We start from the raw sequence: 14,786 nt of genomic DNA, 5'->3' as shown, positions 1-14,786 counted from the left end.
TTTAATTAGAAAGGACGGATATTTTTACAGCCCGCCTGACCTGGGTACAACAACTATCGTGGCCTGAAACACGCTGTTGTGACCGAAAAGACACTACTCAGGCAGCCGTTCATGACATTTACGGGGTTAAACCCCTAAAATGGCCTTTTCGCGCCAAGATGCCACTCATGCGTATAGCCGCCCTGCTGCTTTTTCTCGCCCTGCCCTTATCTGCCAAGGAGATAGCCAGTATCGTCCCGCTGGGCCAGGTGACTCTGCCGCATCTATTCAGTTACGGCAACACCCCGGTAGGCGGCCTTTCGGGCCTGAGTTACGACGCCAAAACCGATACTTTCGTCGCCATCAGCGATGACCGCTCAAAAAAGGCACCGGCGCGCTATTACGTGTTAAAGGCGGATATGGATCAGGGCCGGCTAAAGCAGGTTGAGCTGGTGGCCCACCACACCCTGACCGTAAAAGGTAGGGCCTACGGCGATGGAAAAATCGACGCCGAGGGCATCGCCCTTGCCGGTAAGCGGCTCTTTATTTCATCGGAGGGCGACGCGGCCAGGGGGCTGCCGCCTTTTGTGGGGGAATATGCGGCCAGTGGCGAGCTCAAACACTACCTGCCACTTCCTGGCGCCTTTGTCCCCAAAGGGCACTTTGGCATCCGCAACAACCTGGCCTTTGAGTCGTTAACAGCCAGCCCCGATGGCCACACCCTCTATACCGCCACCGAGTCGGCCCTGGTACAAGACGGCCCTGAAGCCACCACCCGTAATACCAGCGGGGTGCGCATCCTCAGTTACAACCTCAAAACCGGCAAGGCCAGCGCCCAGTACCGCTACGACATCGACAAAGCCCCGGAGGGGGTCTTTGCCATGAACGGCCTGGCCGACATGGAAGCGCTGGATAACCAAGGCCACCTTTTGGCCCTTGAGCGCAGCTTTAGCGTGCCAGACGGCTTTGATATCCGCCTTTATCAAGTGAGCACCCAAGGCGCCACCGACATCCGCGCCCTCACCAGCCAGCAGGGCCACCAGATAGTGCCGGTTAAAAAGACCCTGCTGGCCAGCTTTACCGCCCTTGGGGTCCCGCTGGATAACGCCGAGGGCCTTGCCCTTGGGCCCAAACTAAAAGATGGCTCGCAGCTGCTGCTGATGGTGGCCGACGACAACTTTTCTGACCTTCAGCAAAGCTGGTTCTGGGCTTTTGCGGTGTGCTTTAAGCCATGAAAAAAGCCGCCCTTAGGCGGCTCTTGTTAGTTAGCGCTATTGATTAGCACCACTTTGCCCACATGCACCGACGACTCCATCAAGCGGTGGGCCTGGCTGGCGTCATCCAGCGCAAAGGTTTCATAAACCTGGGGCTTCACCTTGCCTTCGCCAATAAGGTGCCCGGCCTTGGCCAGCAGATCGGCCAGAATGGCTGCTTTTTGCTCCGGGCTTTGGGGGCGCAGCAAAGAGCCCATGTGCTTGAGCCTTTTGGCCAGCATCGGCCAGAGGTTCAGCTCCTTGGCCGCCCCTTGCAGCAGGCTGACCTGCACAATGCGCCCGTCCATGGCCGCGACCTTGTAGTTTTTGGCCACATAATCGCCGCCGATGATATCCAGTACCACATCCACCCCTTTACCGCCGGTAAACTCAGGCACCTCTAGGGCAAAGTCCTGCTCGCGGTAGTTGATGGCCATGTCGGCCCCCAGCTTCAGGCTCGCCTGGCGGTGATGCTCGGAGCCCACTGTGGTGATGATGGGGCCAGCGCCAAGGGCTTTGGCCAGCATGGTGGCGGTGGAGCCGATACCGGAGGTGCCGCCATGAATGAGCAGGCTCTCGCCGGCTTTAAGCTCGCCGCGCATAAAGAGGTTAAACCACACCGTCATAAAGGTTTCCGGCAGCGCCGCCGCTTCGGCCATGGAAAGGCCCGCCGGCACTGGCGCTGTCACCAGCTCACTGGCCGCCACAAATTCGGCGTAGCCGCCGCCCTGGACCAGGGCCATGACCTTGTCGCCCACCTTAAAGCGGCTCGCCCCTTCGCCAAGGGCCACCACCTCCCCTGCCACTTCCAGGCCGGGAATGTCGGTGGCGCCGGGAGGCGGGTTATAAAGCCCCTGGCGCTGCTTGAGATCCGGCCCGTTAACCCCGGCAGCGTGAATGGCGATCAGCACCTCACCGGCCGCAGGTACCGGCATCGGCCGCTCGCCCGCTACCAAGACTTCCGGGCCGCCGGGGGTGGTAATTTCAATCGCTTTCATCATCTTGGCCATGGTTGTGGCTCCTTGGGTTTGCATCAGAGGTCCTGAGTATACGCCGCTCAACCGTTGAAAATGCGCAGCATCTTTCCGATATACTGATGCAAATATGCATCAACCACCCAAGAGAGCCTGATGAACTGGGACGACACCCGTATTTTTCTGGCGGTACAACGAGAACGCAGCCTGCGCGCGGCAGCAAGGGTGCTGGGTATTGATCAGGCAACGGTGGGCAGGCGCCTTGCCCTCTTGGAAAAAGCCCTGGGGGCTACCCTCTTTTTACGAAGCTCCCAAGGCTACAGCTTGACCGCCGCCGGTGAGCTGGCGCTGCAAGCGGCGCTGGAGATGGAAAACGCCGCCCAGGCGCTGGTGTCTCGCACCCAGGGGAGCGACCAGCGCCTGGCCGGTGAAGTGCGCCTGGCCACCACCGATTCCTTGGCCCTGGCATTGCTGCTGCCGGCGTTAAAGGTGCTTAACGGCCAGCACCCCGATATCAAGGTCAACCTCAATATCTCGCCGCAGCTACTTAACATGGCCAAACGGGAAGCGGACATTGCGGTGCGCACCATCAAGCCCGACAACCCAGACTTACTGACCCGCCGCCTCGCCTCCTGGCCTGTGGGGCTATATGCCTCGAAAGAATACCTGGCAAGCCGCGGCGAACCGGCCAGGGGCAGCGCCTTTGCCGGGCACGACCTGGTGGTATTCGAGCCGCATCTGCATCGCCAGGAGCCGCTGACGCTTGGCGGCGAGAGCATAGCCGCCGGGCGCATCGTCTCAAGCCACCACTCCAGCCTCACCCTTAGAAGCGCCATCAGCGCAGGCTTTGGCCTGGGAGAAGTGCCCATTGTTATCGCCGAGCGAGATGGATTGAGCAGGGTCTGGCCCGAGCGCCAACGCGCCCGGCCTTATGAGATTTGGCTGGTTACCCACCAAGACCTTCGCCACACCGCCCGCATCGACGCGGTTATCCACCATATCGTTGCCGCCTTTGCGGTTTGGGAATAATCGCACTAGCCTTCGAGCACAAAGATAAAGGCATCAGATAAAAGAAAACCCCAGTTTGAGCTGGGGTTTTATGTGGTTGCGGGAGCTTCGCCAGCCACACCGGATTTGGAGGGGGGCGCCGAGCTGGGCAGCCCTGGTGCGACGACCGTAGGTCGAGAGGTATATATAAGAAAGGCCGACTTTGCAGTCGGCCTTTACATTTGGTTGCGGGAGCGGACTTTGAACGGGGACGCCCAGTCCGACGACCGCAGGTCGCATTGGATATATAAAATAAAACCCCAGCCGAAGCTGGGGTTTTAATGTGGTTGCGGGAGCCGGATTTGTACGGGCAGCCCTGCTGCGACGACCGTAGGTCGAGAGGTATATAAAAGAAAAGGCCGACTTTGCAGTCGGCCTTTAGATTTGGTTGCGGGAGCCGGATTTGAACCGACGACCTTCGGGTTATGAGCCCGACGAGCTACCAGGCTGCTCCATCCCGCGTCAATTTCGTAGCTTGGCCCTGGTGTGGTGCCTTGCGTTGTCTTTGCACCTTTATACGGCGCGGCAGCAATTTTTGGTTGCCTGTCAGCACTACTGCATAAAGCTGACTTCTAAATTGGTTGCGGGAGCCGGATTTGTATGGGCAGTCCCACTGCGACGACCTTGGTCGTCAGGTCAACTTCATCAAAATAAAGCTGGCCTTAAAATTGGTTGCGGGAGCCGGATTTGAACCGACGACCTTCGGGTTATGAGCCCGACGAGCTACCAGGCTGCTCCATCCCGCGTCAATTTTGTAGCTTGGCCCTGGTATGGTGCCTTGCGTTGTTTCTTGCGGTTAGCCCTTTAAAAAAGCACCAACTTTCAACTGGTTGCGGGAGCCGGATTTGAACCGACGACCTTCGGGTTATGAGCCCGACGAGCTACCAGGCTGCTCCATCCCGCGTCTGGTGGAGGCACACTATACGGACTTTTCTTGCCGTTGCAAGGCCCGGGCGTCTGACTGGTGTTAAAACCAGCAAGCCGCTGCTTTACTGCCCGCTCTGGCGCGCTATTTGCCGGTTGGGGCGATAAATAAAGAAGATGATGCCAAGCCCCAGGCTGGCGCAGATAACCATGGCGCCGGTCATCACCACGTCGTCGTGGCCGGTAACCGCCGCCACCGCCCAGCCGGCAATGGCGCCAATGCCAAAGCGCATGCTGCCGGTAAGGGACGACGCGGTGCCCGCCATCTTGGGCACCTGTTCGAGCACCAGGGCCATGACGTTGGAGCCCACCATGGATAGGCAACCGACGTAGGTCATTACGCAGGCCACCAGCAGGGCAAAGGGGCCGTGCAGCAGTACCGTCAGCAAGGCGCCGGTGGCAGCCAGCAACTGTATGCAAAGTGCCAGCACCAGCAGGCGCTCGGCGCCCCAGCGGGTAACAAAGCGGCCATTAAAGAAGGTCAGCGCCATCAGCGACAGGATATTGAGACCGAAGTAGTAGCCGAAATGGGTTTCCTCGACCCCGTAGATCTGGATATAGACAAAAGAACCGGCGGTCAAAAACGCCATTAGGCCGCTAAAGGACAACCCCGAGCACAGCATCAGCGCCAGCATGGCCGGGTTGCCAAGCAGCTGGCGATAGTTGCTCATCACCTTGCCAAGGGCCAGTTCGCTGCGCTCGGTCAGGGTCTCTGGCACCTTGGTTTTTACCAGCAGGCACGTGGCCGCCCCTACCCCGCCAAGCGCCCAGAAGATAAGGTGCCAGTCGCCCAGCGTCAGCAGCCAGCCGCCAATCATCGGCGCCAGCAGCGGCGCCAGGGTTACCACCAGGGTGATGGTGGAAAAGAGCTTGGCCAGTTCGTTTTTATCGTCCACCAAGTCGCGCAGCAGGGCGTAAATCACCACCGCAGCGGCGGCGCCGGCAGCCCCTTGCGCTACCCGCAGCAGCTGCAAAAAGCCGATATCGGAGGTCAGGGCGCAAAGCGGGGCGATGAGGGCAAAAAACAACGTGCCCCACAGCAGCACCGGTTTGCGCCCCAGGCTGTCGGCCAAGGGGCCCAAGAACAACTGACCAATGGCAAAACCCGCCACATAGGCCGACACCGTGCCCTGCACGGCGCCATTGGCAACACCAAGGTCGCGGGCAATGCGCGGCAGGCTGGGCAGGTACATATCGATGGCAAAAGGGGTCAGCATGGCAACCAGACCCAGGGTCACCACCAAACTGAAAGGCACACGGGACACAAGCGCTCCGCAAGGCAAAAAAGGCGGCCTATTTTGCCACAGCCAAGGCCTCGCTGCGCAGGGGCGCTAAGGCATTTTCGCCATAGCGCCTGCAGCGCAGGTCAAGGGCGCAAAACGCCGTTAATCCTTGGGGGCGCTGGCCAGAGCCGCCTGGCGCAGCTGGCTAAAAAGTCGCCGCAGCAGCACCGGCACGCCCTCTTTACCCCGGCGCCCGGCTTCTTCGGCGATACGAAGGGCGAGCTCGGGTTTGGATTGGCGGGAGATGGCGGCGTGGATGATAGCGCTCGGCTGCTCAGCGCCGCGCCAGCGAGCAAGCTGATGAAACAGCGCCTGGTAGCCTTCTTGGTAGAAAAAGTGCTCGATATCCTTCGCTGGCAGCTGGGTCAGGCTAGCCTCGGCCGCGGCGCCCAGCAGGCCGCGCACCTGGCTGGCATAGCGGTTACCGGCCTCGTCGCCATCGCACAATACCTGCACCGCAATGCCCATGTCTCGGGCCAGATGCACCAGGGGCTTTAAGCCGCACTGGGCAAAATCAATCACCCGTATTCCTTCTGCCGCCAGGTGCACGCCACTCAGGTGCGCCAGCTCCGACATCAGCCAGATCTCGGTTTCCCCTTCTACCAGCAGCCAGCCCCTGGCAAAAAGGCTGGCCGGGCGATTTACCCGCAGGTGAAAGCCGATGCGCCGGTAGTCGTCTTCGCGAAGCGGATGCTTAAGCTGGTAGCAGCTAAGCTCCCCCTGGCGCCGCACCAAGCGGCGAATGGCCAGCAAGTCTTGCGCTCCCAACAACTCTGCCGATTGGGTGATGAGTAGCCGGTTAAGGGGCAACTGCACCACCAGGCTCCAAAAGGTAGCCAGCATCACCGGGTGCAACCGCGCCTCGGGCATGTCCAGCAACAACAGTGGCCGCGACAGCCGTGCTACCGGCTGGGCTTCGGTGCGGGTCATCAGCACCCCAAACAGCCCCAGCAGTGCCAGCCGGGTCTGGCGGCTGGCCGATTGGTTGATCACCTGCTCAAGGGAGCGAATGGCCTCCCAGTTGATAGGTTGGCGGGCCATGGCAAGGCGGTCACGGGGCCGCTTGGCAGGCTTGGGGTCGGTAAAGTAGCGCGACAGCAGCGCTTTTACGGCGCCAAGGCCCTGGGTAAGGGCTTCTTCTTCAAACTGCTCGGGGTTTTCCAAAAGCGCTTTGAGCCAGGGCGATTGCTCCAGGTGCTCGGTATCGGGAAAGCCCAGGCGCAGCAGCGGGTGCAGGGTTAACAAATGCCGGGCCAGGCGCGCGGCGGCCTCGCCTTCTAAAAGCGGTTTGGCGCTGGCGTCCACAAAAGCCAGTTCGCTGCCCTGCCCTTTGGTTGCCCGCCAACAAAGGCGCAGGCGCATATGGCCGTCGGCCCGGCCCCACATCACCGAGCGCAGCGGCCGGTAGCGCAGGCGCCGCCAGTGGCCACCGTGGCGCTCCATGAACGTCAGGGCGATGCTCAGCTGCTGGCCTTGCTGATAAAAATCGCTGTCTTCGAAGTGGGCCTCAGCGCCGTGCGGCCCCATCACCTTTTCCAGGGCGTTTAGAAACGAGCGCCGCCCCCAGGCGTTTTCGCCTATCAGGGTGGTGGCCTCATCCAGCGCCAGAGACAAATTTTTTATCCCTTGAAAGCCGGTAATGTCGATATGGGCCAAACGCATACAAATCCTGCTGCCAGCTTTTGACTATGTTGTTGATGATACAGCGCTTTATAAAATGATGGCAGCCATTTAACGGCACGTTCAGCCAAGGGATATTGGCCACGCTTTTCGTTGATTATCCGCTGGTTACTGGCAGCACCGGCCCATCACCACCTATATAAAATGTGAAGAAAATTCAGGGTTCGCCGATATAAGAACCAATGCGCATGAAAGAGGTGGTCCATGAAAGAAAAGTCCCTGGCATTCAAGCTGTACCTGACCACAGGCCTGTTACTGCTGTTATCCATTGGCACCCTGACCCTGGTGGTGGCCTACTTTCTTAACCAAACCGCCGCCCAGGTGCGCCAAGAAAGTACCCGCCAAGTATCAGACGAGCTTATTCGCCGCTTAGAGACCCAGGCCGGGCAGTCGGGCGAGGAGATGGGCGCTTTTATCAACGAAGCCTACCGGGTACCCATGTCCCTGGCCGGGCAACTGGCTGCCAGCATCACCTCCACCAACCGCCTTAACCGCAGCCAGGTGGCCGATTTGGACCGCGCCACCTTAGCCGCCAACCCCGGCATGAGCTCCATCTACAGCCAGTTTGAAGCCAACGCTTATGACGGCATGGACGACATGTACAAGCAGGGTTTTGACCACTCGGTGGCCGGGGTCGGGACGCTGGAAATTTACTTTACCCGCGACCAAAGCGGCAAGATTGAGCAGCAAGTGGTGGAAGACGCCGAGGAAAAACACGTGGCCAAAATTGGTGCCAACGGCCTTCGCGAAGCCGAGTGGTACCTGTGCGCCATGGACACCCTCAAGCCCTGCCTGATGGAGCCCTACCTCTACGAAATCACCCCCGGCAATTCCCAATTGATGACCTCGCTCACGGTGCCCGTCATCGCCCAGAACCGCTTTCGCGGCGTGGTGGGGGTGGATGTGAACCTGCCCATTTTCCAGCAAAAAGTGGTGGCGCTGTCCCAGTCCCTTTATGGCGGTAAATCCAAGGTCATGCTGCTGTCCAAGCTTGGGCTGCTGGTGGGCGCCAGCCAATACCCCGACAAACTGGCGCAGCCCCTTAAAACGGTGATGCCGGGCCTTGCCGACAAACTGCTGGCCATGAAAGACGCAGGGCACCTGCTGACAGACGACGCCATTTTTGTGTCCTACCCGGTGCAGATCCGTGCCTCCAACCAAACCTGGACGCTGATCATCGAAGTACCCAAAGCCCTGGCCATGGCCGATGTGAACGCCATGAATAAGCAAATGGGCGACAACTTCTCCACCCTGGTGGTAACCCAGGGCGTGATTGGCCTGGTGGTGATTGTGCTGGGGCTGCTATTGATGGTGGTACTGGTGCGCACCATCACCCGCCCTCTTGGCACCATGAACCAGCGCATGGCCAACCTCAACAGCAGCGAGGGAGACCTCACCCAAGACGTGCGGGTCGACACCCATCAGGAGCTGATTACTCTTGCCGGCGGCTTTAACCGCTTCCTGGGCAAACTGCGCAGCATGATTTCCCACCTCAAAGGCATCAGCGTCGAGGTAGGTAGCCAGGCCGAGAGCAGCGCCAAGGTGGCCTCCGACACCCGCGCCCTGGTGGCCAGGCAGCACGCCGAGATTGACTCGGTAGTCACCGCCATGAACGAGATGAGTGCGGCAGCAACCGAGGTGGCGCAATTTGCCGCCCAGGCCGCAGACGAAGCCAGCCAGGCCAACAACGCGGTGATGGGCTCGCGCTCGACCTTGCAACACGCGGTAACCGACGTGCAGGGCCTGGCTGACGACATGTCCACCGCGGCTACCGCCGTTAACCAGGTGGCGGCCCGCAGCAACGACATCAACAGCATCCTTGAGGTTATTCGCAACATCGCCGAGCAAACCAACCTGCTGGCGCTGAACGCCGCCATTGAAGCGGCCCGGGCCGGCGAGCAGGGCCGAGGCTTTGCGGTGGTGGCGGACGAAGTGCGGGCGCTGGCCGCCAAAACCCGCACCTCGACCGACGAGATAACCGGGGTGATAGACAACCTCAACAACGAGGTAAAAGCCACGGTGCAGGTGATGGAACAAGGGGTTACCCGGGCGTCCAGCACCGTTGAGCAGGCCCACAGTGCCTTTGAAGATCTCTCCCAGGTGGTGGAGCTTATCAACACCATCAACGACCACGTCACCCAAATGGCCACCGCCGCCGAAGAGCAAAGCTCGGTGAGCGACGAGATAAACCGCAACATCACCGGCATTGGCAGCGCGGCCAGCGAGTTGGCCGGCCTTGCCGAACAGGCCGAAAGCTCAGGCCGGCGCCTGCATGATTTAGTGCGCGACCTCGATGGCGAGCTTGGCAAGCTCAAAACCTGAGACTAAAACGCCCGCCAGGGCGTTTTTATTTCTCCTTGCCCGCCCCCCGGTGCCATGGCTTACCATGGCAGCACCGTTACCAATCCCGGTGAAGCATGAACAATTTCGCATTCTCAAGCCCCACTCATATTCTCTTCGGCCAAGGCCAGATAGCGGCCCTGGCGGGGCAAATTCCCCAAGATGCCAAAATTTTGGTGACCTACGGCGGCGGCTCTATCTTTAAAAACGGCGTGCACCAGCAGGTGACTGAAGCCCTGGCCAACCACAGCTTTGGCGAGTTTGGCGGCATCGAGCCCAACCCCCGTTATGACACCCTGATGGAGGCGGTAAGCCTTATTCGTAACGAAGGCTACGACTACCTGCTGGCTGTGGGTGGCGGCTCGGTGCTGGACGGCACCAAGTTTATCGCCGCCGCGGTTTGCCACTCGGGCAGTGACCCTTGGGACATCCTCAGCAAAGACGCCCCGGTAACAGATGCCCTGCCCATAGGCACGGTGCTGACCCTGCCTGCCACCGGCTCTGAGACCAACGGCGCCGCCGTTATTACCCGTGGCCAGGACAAGCTGGCCTTTATCAGCCCGCGGGTTAAGCCCCGTTTTGCGGTGCTCGACCCCGTCACCACCTACAGCCTGCCGCCTCGCCAGGTTGCCAACGGCGTGGTGGATGCCTTTGTCCATGTGATGGAGCAATACCTGACCAACGGCGGCGCGCCGGTGCAGGACAGGTTCAGTGAAGGCTTGCTGCTCACCCTTATCGAAGAAGGCCCCAAGGCCCTGGCTACCCCACAAGACTACCCGGTGCGCTCCAACCTAATGTGGGCCGCCACCCAGGCCCTGAGCGGTTTGATTGGTGTGGGCGTGCCCCAGGATTGGGCCACCCATGCCCTTGGCCACGAGCTGACCGCCCATTTCGGCATCGACCACGGCCGCACCCTGGCCGTGGTGTTGCCGGCCATGCTGCGGGTTCGCCGCGAGGTGAAAAAAGTCAAATTGCTGCAATTTGCCGAGCGGGTGTGGGGTATCACCGAAGGTAGCGATGAGGCGCGTATCGACAGCGCCATCGCCAAGATGGAAAGCTTCTTCCGCGCTTTGGATGTGGGCACCCGCTTTGGCGACTACGAGCTTAGCGCCGCAGACATCGACACCTTGGTGGCCGCCCTTGAGCGCAAAGGTATGACCGCCCTTGGCGAAGACGGCGGCGTCACCCCAGCCGTTGCCCGGGCGGTATTTGAAGCGGCGCTGTAAAAGTCGCTGCCAGCAAAAAGGCGCCTTGGGCGCCTTTTTTTATTCGCCCTTTTCGGCCGGGGCCGTGTTCATGGCCAGGCGGGTTTGCAGCATGTCACCCAGGTTGTCCCAGTTGGCGGCGTCTTGGGCCCAGTAGTTGCCACCGGCCTCGCCCTGGCGAAGCTCAAGGCTGTTCAGCACCAGGCTCGCGAACTGGCTTTCCTTCCAAAAGGGGGTGTGCATGTACAGCACCGGCAAGGTGCTTTTTTGCTTCAGGGCGTTGACCAGGGTCTGGGCTTCGGCCAAATCCCCTTCGGCCCCTACCACCACCAGATCGGCGGCGCCTAGGCACTCTTTAAGCCCCAGCACGTCGCAGCGCACCAGGGCGATATCCTTCATGTTGCGGCGCAGCCAGCCGGTTACCTTTTTTTCTTGGGCGCCCAAAAAGGCGGTGGCCACCACGGCGCCAGGTTTATACACAAAGCCCGGCTCGCCAGAGAGCAGCCAGCCCACCAGCTCTTGCAAGTTGGGGAAGAAGGGTTCGAATTCGTAGGTAACAGGAACGGTGCCAAAGGCAAGGTAACGGCGGCCCTGCTCGCTTACCCCGGCCGATGCCATGGGCCTGCCGGTTTTTTTGCCCAAAAGCAGCGGGAAGCTGTCTTTACCGGCCGGCACCATAAATTGGCTATAACGGCCAGGGGCGTAATGGAGCGGCGCGTCCAATAGGGTCATAGCCAGCGCTTGCTGGCGCGGGCTGAGCTTGTCGCTTAAGGTCGTGGCAGGGGTTGCGGGGGCCTTTGGTGGCACCTCGGCCTTCACGGTTTGGGCCGGGGCTTTAACCGGGGCACGGACCTTGGAATTGGTATCACAGCCTGAGAGCAACAACAGGGCCATCAGGCTCGCAAGCAAAGGTGTTTTCATGATGCCAACACTTATTCTATGGGCTGATGGCAAATTAAACGGCTTGGCGAAAGGGGGGAATGTCATCTCTACCTGAACGGCGCCGCGATCTGCCAAGTGGCCTTTGTGACAAAGCTAAGCTTTTGGGTTAGCGTGAAAAAAGTAACAACAGAGGACAAGGCATGAGCACCGAAGATCTGATCCTGAAAGTCCGTGAGCTCACCAAGGACGATTTTCCCCAACTCAAGCAACTGATGGACACCGTCTACAAAGACATTGGCGGCTCCTGGCCCAAGCACACCATCGACACCCTGATAGGCCAGTTCCCCGAGGGGCAAATCTGCATTGAAGACCAAGGCCAACTGGTGGCGGTGGCGCTGACGGTGCAGGTAGATTACAAGCGGTTTTCCAACCCCCACACCTATGACGACCTCATCACCAACCGCATGACCATCGCCCACGACGACAACGGCGATGCCCTCTACGGCCTGGATGTGTTTATTGACCCCGAATACCGTGGCTACCGCCTGGGCCGGCGGCTGTACGAGGCGCGCAAAGAGCTGTGCCGCAGCCTCAATCTGCGGGCCATTCTGGCCGGTGGCCGCATCGTTAATTACTGCCACCACGCCGACGAGCTGACCCCGTCTCAGTACATCGAACAAGTGGACCGCAAAGCCATTTACGACCCCATTCTTTCCTTCCAGTTGGCCAACGATTTCCAGGTAAAAAGGCTGCTGCGCCAATACCTGCCCGAGGATAAAAAATCCCAGGGCTACGCCACCTTGCTGGAATGGTCCAACATCCTGTTTGACCCGGAAGAAAGCACCTTCAGCCAAAAGCGCCAGGTGCGCATTGGCGCCGTGCAGTGGCAGATGCGCGAATTTCACAGCGCCGAGGAAGTGCTCAAACAGGTGGAGTATTTCGTGGACGCGGTGTCGGACTACAAGTCCGATTTTGTTGTCTTCCCGGAGTTTTTCAACGCGCCGCTGATGGGCCTTGCCAACACTGCCCAGCAGCAGGAGGCCATTCGTTACCTGGCCAGTTTCACCGAGCATTTTCGCCAGCAGCTCTCGCAAATGGCGGTGAGCTACAACATCAACATCATCACCGGCTCTATGCCGCTGTTGGAGGGCAAAGAGCTCTTTAACGTGGCGTATCTTTGCCGCCGCGACGGCTCCACCGAGGTGCAATACAAGCTGCACATCACCCCCCACGAGCGGCGCGATTGGGTCATTGAAGGTGGCCACAAGGTGCAAGCCTTCGACACCGACGCCGGCAAAGTGGGCATTTTGGTGTGCTACGACGTGGAGTTCCCAGAACTTGGCCGCATCCTTGCCGACCAAGGCATGGAGATGTTGTTTGTGCCGTTTTGGACCGACACCAAAAACGCCTACCTTCGGGTGCGCCACTGCGCCCAGGCCAGGGCCATCGAGAACGAATGTTACGTGGCCATTTGCGGCTCGGTGGGCAACCTGCCCCAGGTGGAGAGCCTTGACGTGCAATATGCCCAGTCGGCGGTGTTCAGCCCGTCAGATTTTGCCTTCCCCCACGATGCGGTGATGGCCGAGGCCACCCCCAACACCGAGATGATCCTGTTCTCGGACTTGGACTTGGACAAACTCAAGGTGGTGCGCTCCGAGGGCTCGGTACGCAACCTCAAAGACAGGCGCCGTGACCTGTTCACCCTGACCCTGCACAAATAATAAGGACCAGCCATGCTTGCCATGACCTTTGCCGCCGCTGCCGCCGTTGGCGGCGCCACTCCCGGGCCCATCATCAAAGACTTTGGCCCGGTCTATGAGGTGAAAAACGCCGCTCCCATCCCGCTTAACACCCAGTTCAAGGCGGTATTTGACGTCACCGGCGCGCCAGACCCAGGCGCCCTGTCGCGCAAGCTCGAATCGGTGGCCCGTTACCTCAACATGCACGCCCGCGCCGGCATCAAACCCGAGCGCATGGATTTGGCCATCGTGCTGCACGGCCCAGCCACCCGCCATGCCCTAAACGAGGCCGCCCACCTCAAGCGCTTTGAAGTGGCCGACGGCTCGGCCACCTTGCTGGACGCCTTGGTCCACGCCGGGGTTAAGGTCTATGTCTGCGGCCAATCGGTGCAAGCATCAGGCTACCAGGCCGACGAGCTGCGCCCCGATGTTAGCCAGGCGCTGTCGGCCATGACCGAGCTCACGGTATTGCAGCAGCAAGGCTATAGCCTTATCCCCTGAAAAAGGCCGCGAAAGCGGCCTTTTTTACTGGGCAAAGTAATAAGGATTATCTAGGTCGGTAAGCAGCCCCGGCCGGGTTGGTTGCCAGCCCAGCTGCTGGCGCGTCAAAGCGCTGGACGCCGCAATATCAAGGCCCGCAAAGTGGCTGAACCAGCCAAAGTAGGCCGCCGCCTCCTCGCCAGTAAGGTGCTTGACGCCTAGCTCCAGGCGCCTTGCTATCACCTTGGCAATCTCAACAAAGGGCACGGCCTCCTCGGCCACGGCGTGGTAATGGGCGCCTGCTTGCCCCTTTTCCAGCGCCAGCCGGTAGAGCGTGGCGGCGTCCAGGCGATGCACCGCATTCCAGCGGTTTGCCCCCTCCCCCACACAAGCGGCAGCGCCGTGCTGGCGGGCAAAATGGATGAGCAGCGGCACAAAGCCGTGGTCGCCCTCGCCGTGGGTAGAGGGCGCCAGGCGCACCACCATGGTTTTTACCCCCAGCTTGGCTACCTCGGCGGCGGCCTGTTCCGAGCGGCGCGGCACCTTGCTGCCTAAAACCCGGTCGGTTTCCACTACGGTGCGCGCAAGGCCGCCCAGCACACCGGTGCCGGAGGTGACAATAAAGGGCTTATGGCTGCCAGCCATTGCCTCGCCCATGGCCAAGATGGCCTGGCGGTCCAGCTCGCAGTTCTCGGCAAAGTGGGAAAAATCATGGTTAAAGCCGGTGTGGATGGTCGCGTCGCAGCGCTCGGCGCCGGCTTTTAGGCTTTGGTGGTCAGCCAAGTCGCCGCGCAGCGCCTCAACGCCTACCTTGCCAAGCTGCTCGGCGGCCTGCGCCGAGCGGGCCAGGCCCAGCACTTGATGGCCATGGCTCAGCAATTCCTGCACCACGGCGCTGCCCACAAAACCGGTGGCACCTGTTACGAAAACACGCATCTGTTTTTCCTCGGTTAAATGTTCCAATCTGCGCCCTGGCCAGGGATTGTTACATTAAGCCTTT

General features: G+C 60.3%; 11 protein-coding genes and 3 tRNA genes. 6 read left to right on the top strand and 8 right to left on the bottom strand.

Annotated elements, in window-relative coordinates; translation table 11 throughout:
- Positions 1-167: 167 nt before the first annotated feature.
- Complete coding sequence (locus AC22G1_RS08595; RefSeq protein ID WP_487316388.1) at positions 168-1,214, top strand: esterase-like activity of phytase family protein; 1,047 nt, start codon at positions 168-170, stop codon at positions 1,212-1,214.
- Between the two features lie 26 nt (positions 1,215-1,240).
- On the opposite strand, the gene AC22G1_RS08590 is transcribed toward AC22G1_RS08595, so the two are convergent.
- The gene (locus AC22G1_RS08590) at positions 1,241-2,266 is read right to left on the bottom strand and encodes an NAD(P)H-quinone oxidoreductase (RefSeq protein ID WP_487316387.1); all 1,026 of its coding nucleotides are present in this window, start codon (positions 2,264-2,266) and stop codon (positions 1,241-1,243) included.
- A 96-nt stretch (positions 2,267-2,362) separates the two neighbouring features.
- Between AC22G1_RS08590 and AC22G1_RS08585 the strand changes: the two genes are divergently transcribed.
- Positions 2,363-3,235 carry a LysR family transcriptional regulator gene (locus AC22G1_RS08585; protein WP_487316386.1) on the top strand — a complete coding sequence of 291 codons (873 nt, stop codon included), beginning with the start codon at positions 2,363-2,365 and terminating at the stop codon, positions 3,233-3,235.
- A gap of 403 nt (positions 3,236-3,638) precedes the next feature.
- Here AC22G1_RS08585 and AC22G1_RS08580 read toward each other — a convergent pair.
- From AC22G1_RS08580 to AC22G1_RS08560, 5 genes are all read right to left on the bottom strand, one after another.
- Positions 3,639-3,715, bottom strand: a tRNA-Met gene (locus AC22G1_RS08580).
- Positions 3,716-3,922: 207 nt separating this feature from the next.
- Positions 3,923-3,999 (bottom strand) — tRNA-Met (locus AC22G1_RS08575).
- 81 nt (positions 4,000-4,080) lie between these two features.
- Positions 4,081-4,157, bottom strand: a tRNA-Met gene (locus tag AC22G1_RS08570).
- Between the two features lie 85 nt (positions 4,158-4,242).
- Entirely contained in the window at positions 4,243-5,442 is a 1,200-nt protein-coding gene (locus tag AC22G1_RS08565) for a Bcr/CflA family multidrug efflux MFS transporter (protein WP_487316385.1), read from the bottom strand.
- Positions 5,443-5,562: 120 nt separating this feature from the next.
- Positions 5,563-7,122, bottom strand: a complete 1,560-nt coding sequence (locus tag AC22G1_RS08560; protein ID WP_487316384.1) for a DUF2813 domain-containing protein — start codon at positions 7,120-7,122, stop codon at positions 5,563-5,565.
- Between the two features lie 222 nt (positions 7,123-7,344).
- Between AC22G1_RS08560 and AC22G1_RS08555 the strand changes: the two genes are divergently transcribed.
- Together AC22G1_RS08555 and AC22G1_RS08550 are read left to right on the top strand one after the other, a co-directional pair.
- Entirely contained in the window at positions 7,345-9,462 is a 2,118-nt protein-coding gene (locus AC22G1_RS08555; protein WP_487316383.1) for a methyl-accepting chemotaxis protein, read from the top strand.
- A 95-nt stretch (positions 9,463-9,557) separates the two neighbouring features.
- Complete coding sequence (locus AC22G1_RS08550; protein WP_487316382.1) at positions 9,558-10,706, top strand: iron-containing alcohol dehydrogenase; 1,149 nt, start codon at positions 9,558-9,560, stop codon at positions 10,704-10,706.
- Between the two features lie 39 nt (positions 10,707-10,745).
- Here the strand turns inward: AC22G1_RS08550 and AC22G1_RS08545 are convergent, their stop codons facing one another.
- Entirely contained in the window at positions 10,746-11,606 is an 861-nt protein-coding gene (locus tag AC22G1_RS08545) for a hypothetical protein (protein ID WP_487316381.1), read from the bottom strand.
- A 161-nt stretch (positions 11,607-11,767) separates the two neighbouring features.
- On the opposite strand from AC22G1_RS08545, the gene AC22G1_RS08540 reads away from it, so the two are divergent.
- Together AC22G1_RS08540 and AC22G1_RS08535 are read left to right on the top strand one after the other, a co-directional pair.
- The gene (locus AC22G1_RS08540; RefSeq protein WP_487316380.1) at positions 11,768-13,288 is read left to right on the top strand and encodes a GNAT family N-acetyltransferase; all 1,521 of its coding nucleotides are present in this window, start codon (positions 11,768-11,770) and stop codon (positions 13,286-13,288) included.
- A gap of 12 nt (positions 13,289-13,300) precedes the next feature.
- Positions 13,301-13,807 (top strand): DsrE family protein, encoded by a 507-nt coding sequence (locus AC22G1_RS08535; protein ID WP_487316379.1) that lies wholly within the window; start codon positions 13,301-13,303, stop codon positions 13,805-13,807.
- A gap of 24 nt (positions 13,808-13,831) precedes the next feature.
- Here the strand turns inward: AC22G1_RS08535 and AC22G1_RS08530 are convergent, their stop codons facing one another.
- Positions 13,832-14,722: an SDR family oxidoreductase gene (locus tag AC22G1_RS08530; protein ID WP_487316378.1), complete on the bottom strand. Its 891-nt coding sequence runs from the start codon at positions 14,720-14,722 to the stop codon at positions 13,832-13,834.
- Positions 14,723-14,786 lie beyond the last annotated feature (64 nt).

It is taken from the genome of Gallaecimonas zhanjiangensis (assembly GCF_057624825.1).
This window is presented reverse-complemented; position numbering and strand designations above follow the sequence as displayed.

Excerpts from the sequence above, each read along its gene's own strand:
- AC22G1_RS08595 (WP_487316388.1), top strand. The coding sequence starts at position 168 with ATGCGTATAGCCGCCCTGCTGCTTTTTCTCGCCCTGCCCTTATCTGCC.
- AC22G1_RS08590 (WP_487316387.1), bottom strand. The coding sequence starts at position 2,266 with ATGCAAACCCAAGGAGCCACAACCATGGCCAAGATGATGAAAGCGATT.
- AC22G1_RS08585 (WP_487316386.1), top strand. The coding sequence starts at position 2,363 with ATGAACTGGGACGACACCCGTATTTTTCTGGCGGTACAACGAGAACGC.
- AC22G1_RS08560 (WP_487316384.1), bottom strand. The coding sequence starts at position 7,122 with ATGCGTTTGGCCCATATCGACATTACCGGCTTTCAAGGGATAAAAAAT.
- AC22G1_RS08555 (WP_487316383.1), top strand. The coding sequence starts at position 7,345 with ATGAAAGAAAAGTCCCTGGCATTCAAGCTGTACCTGACCACAGGCCTG.
- AC22G1_RS08550 (WP_487316382.1), top strand. The coding sequence starts at position 9,558 with ATGAACAATTTCGCATTCTCAAGCCCCACTCATATTCTCTTCGGCCAA.
- AC22G1_RS08545 (WP_487316381.1), bottom strand. The coding sequence starts at position 11,606 with ATGAAAACACCTTTGCTTGCGAGCCTGATGGCCCTGTTGTTGCTCTCA.
- AC22G1_RS08540 (WP_487316380.1), top strand. The coding sequence starts at position 11,768 with ATGAGCACCGAAGATCTGATCCTGAAAGTCCGTGAGCTCACCAAGGAC.
- AC22G1_RS08535 (WP_487316379.1), top strand. The coding sequence starts at position 13,301 with ATGCTTGCCATGACCTTTGCCGCCGCTGCCGCCGTTGGCGGCGCCACT.
- AC22G1_RS08530 (WP_487316378.1), bottom strand. The coding sequence starts at position 14,722 with ATGCGTGTTTTCGTAACAGGTGCCACCGGTTTTGTGGGCAGCGCCGTG.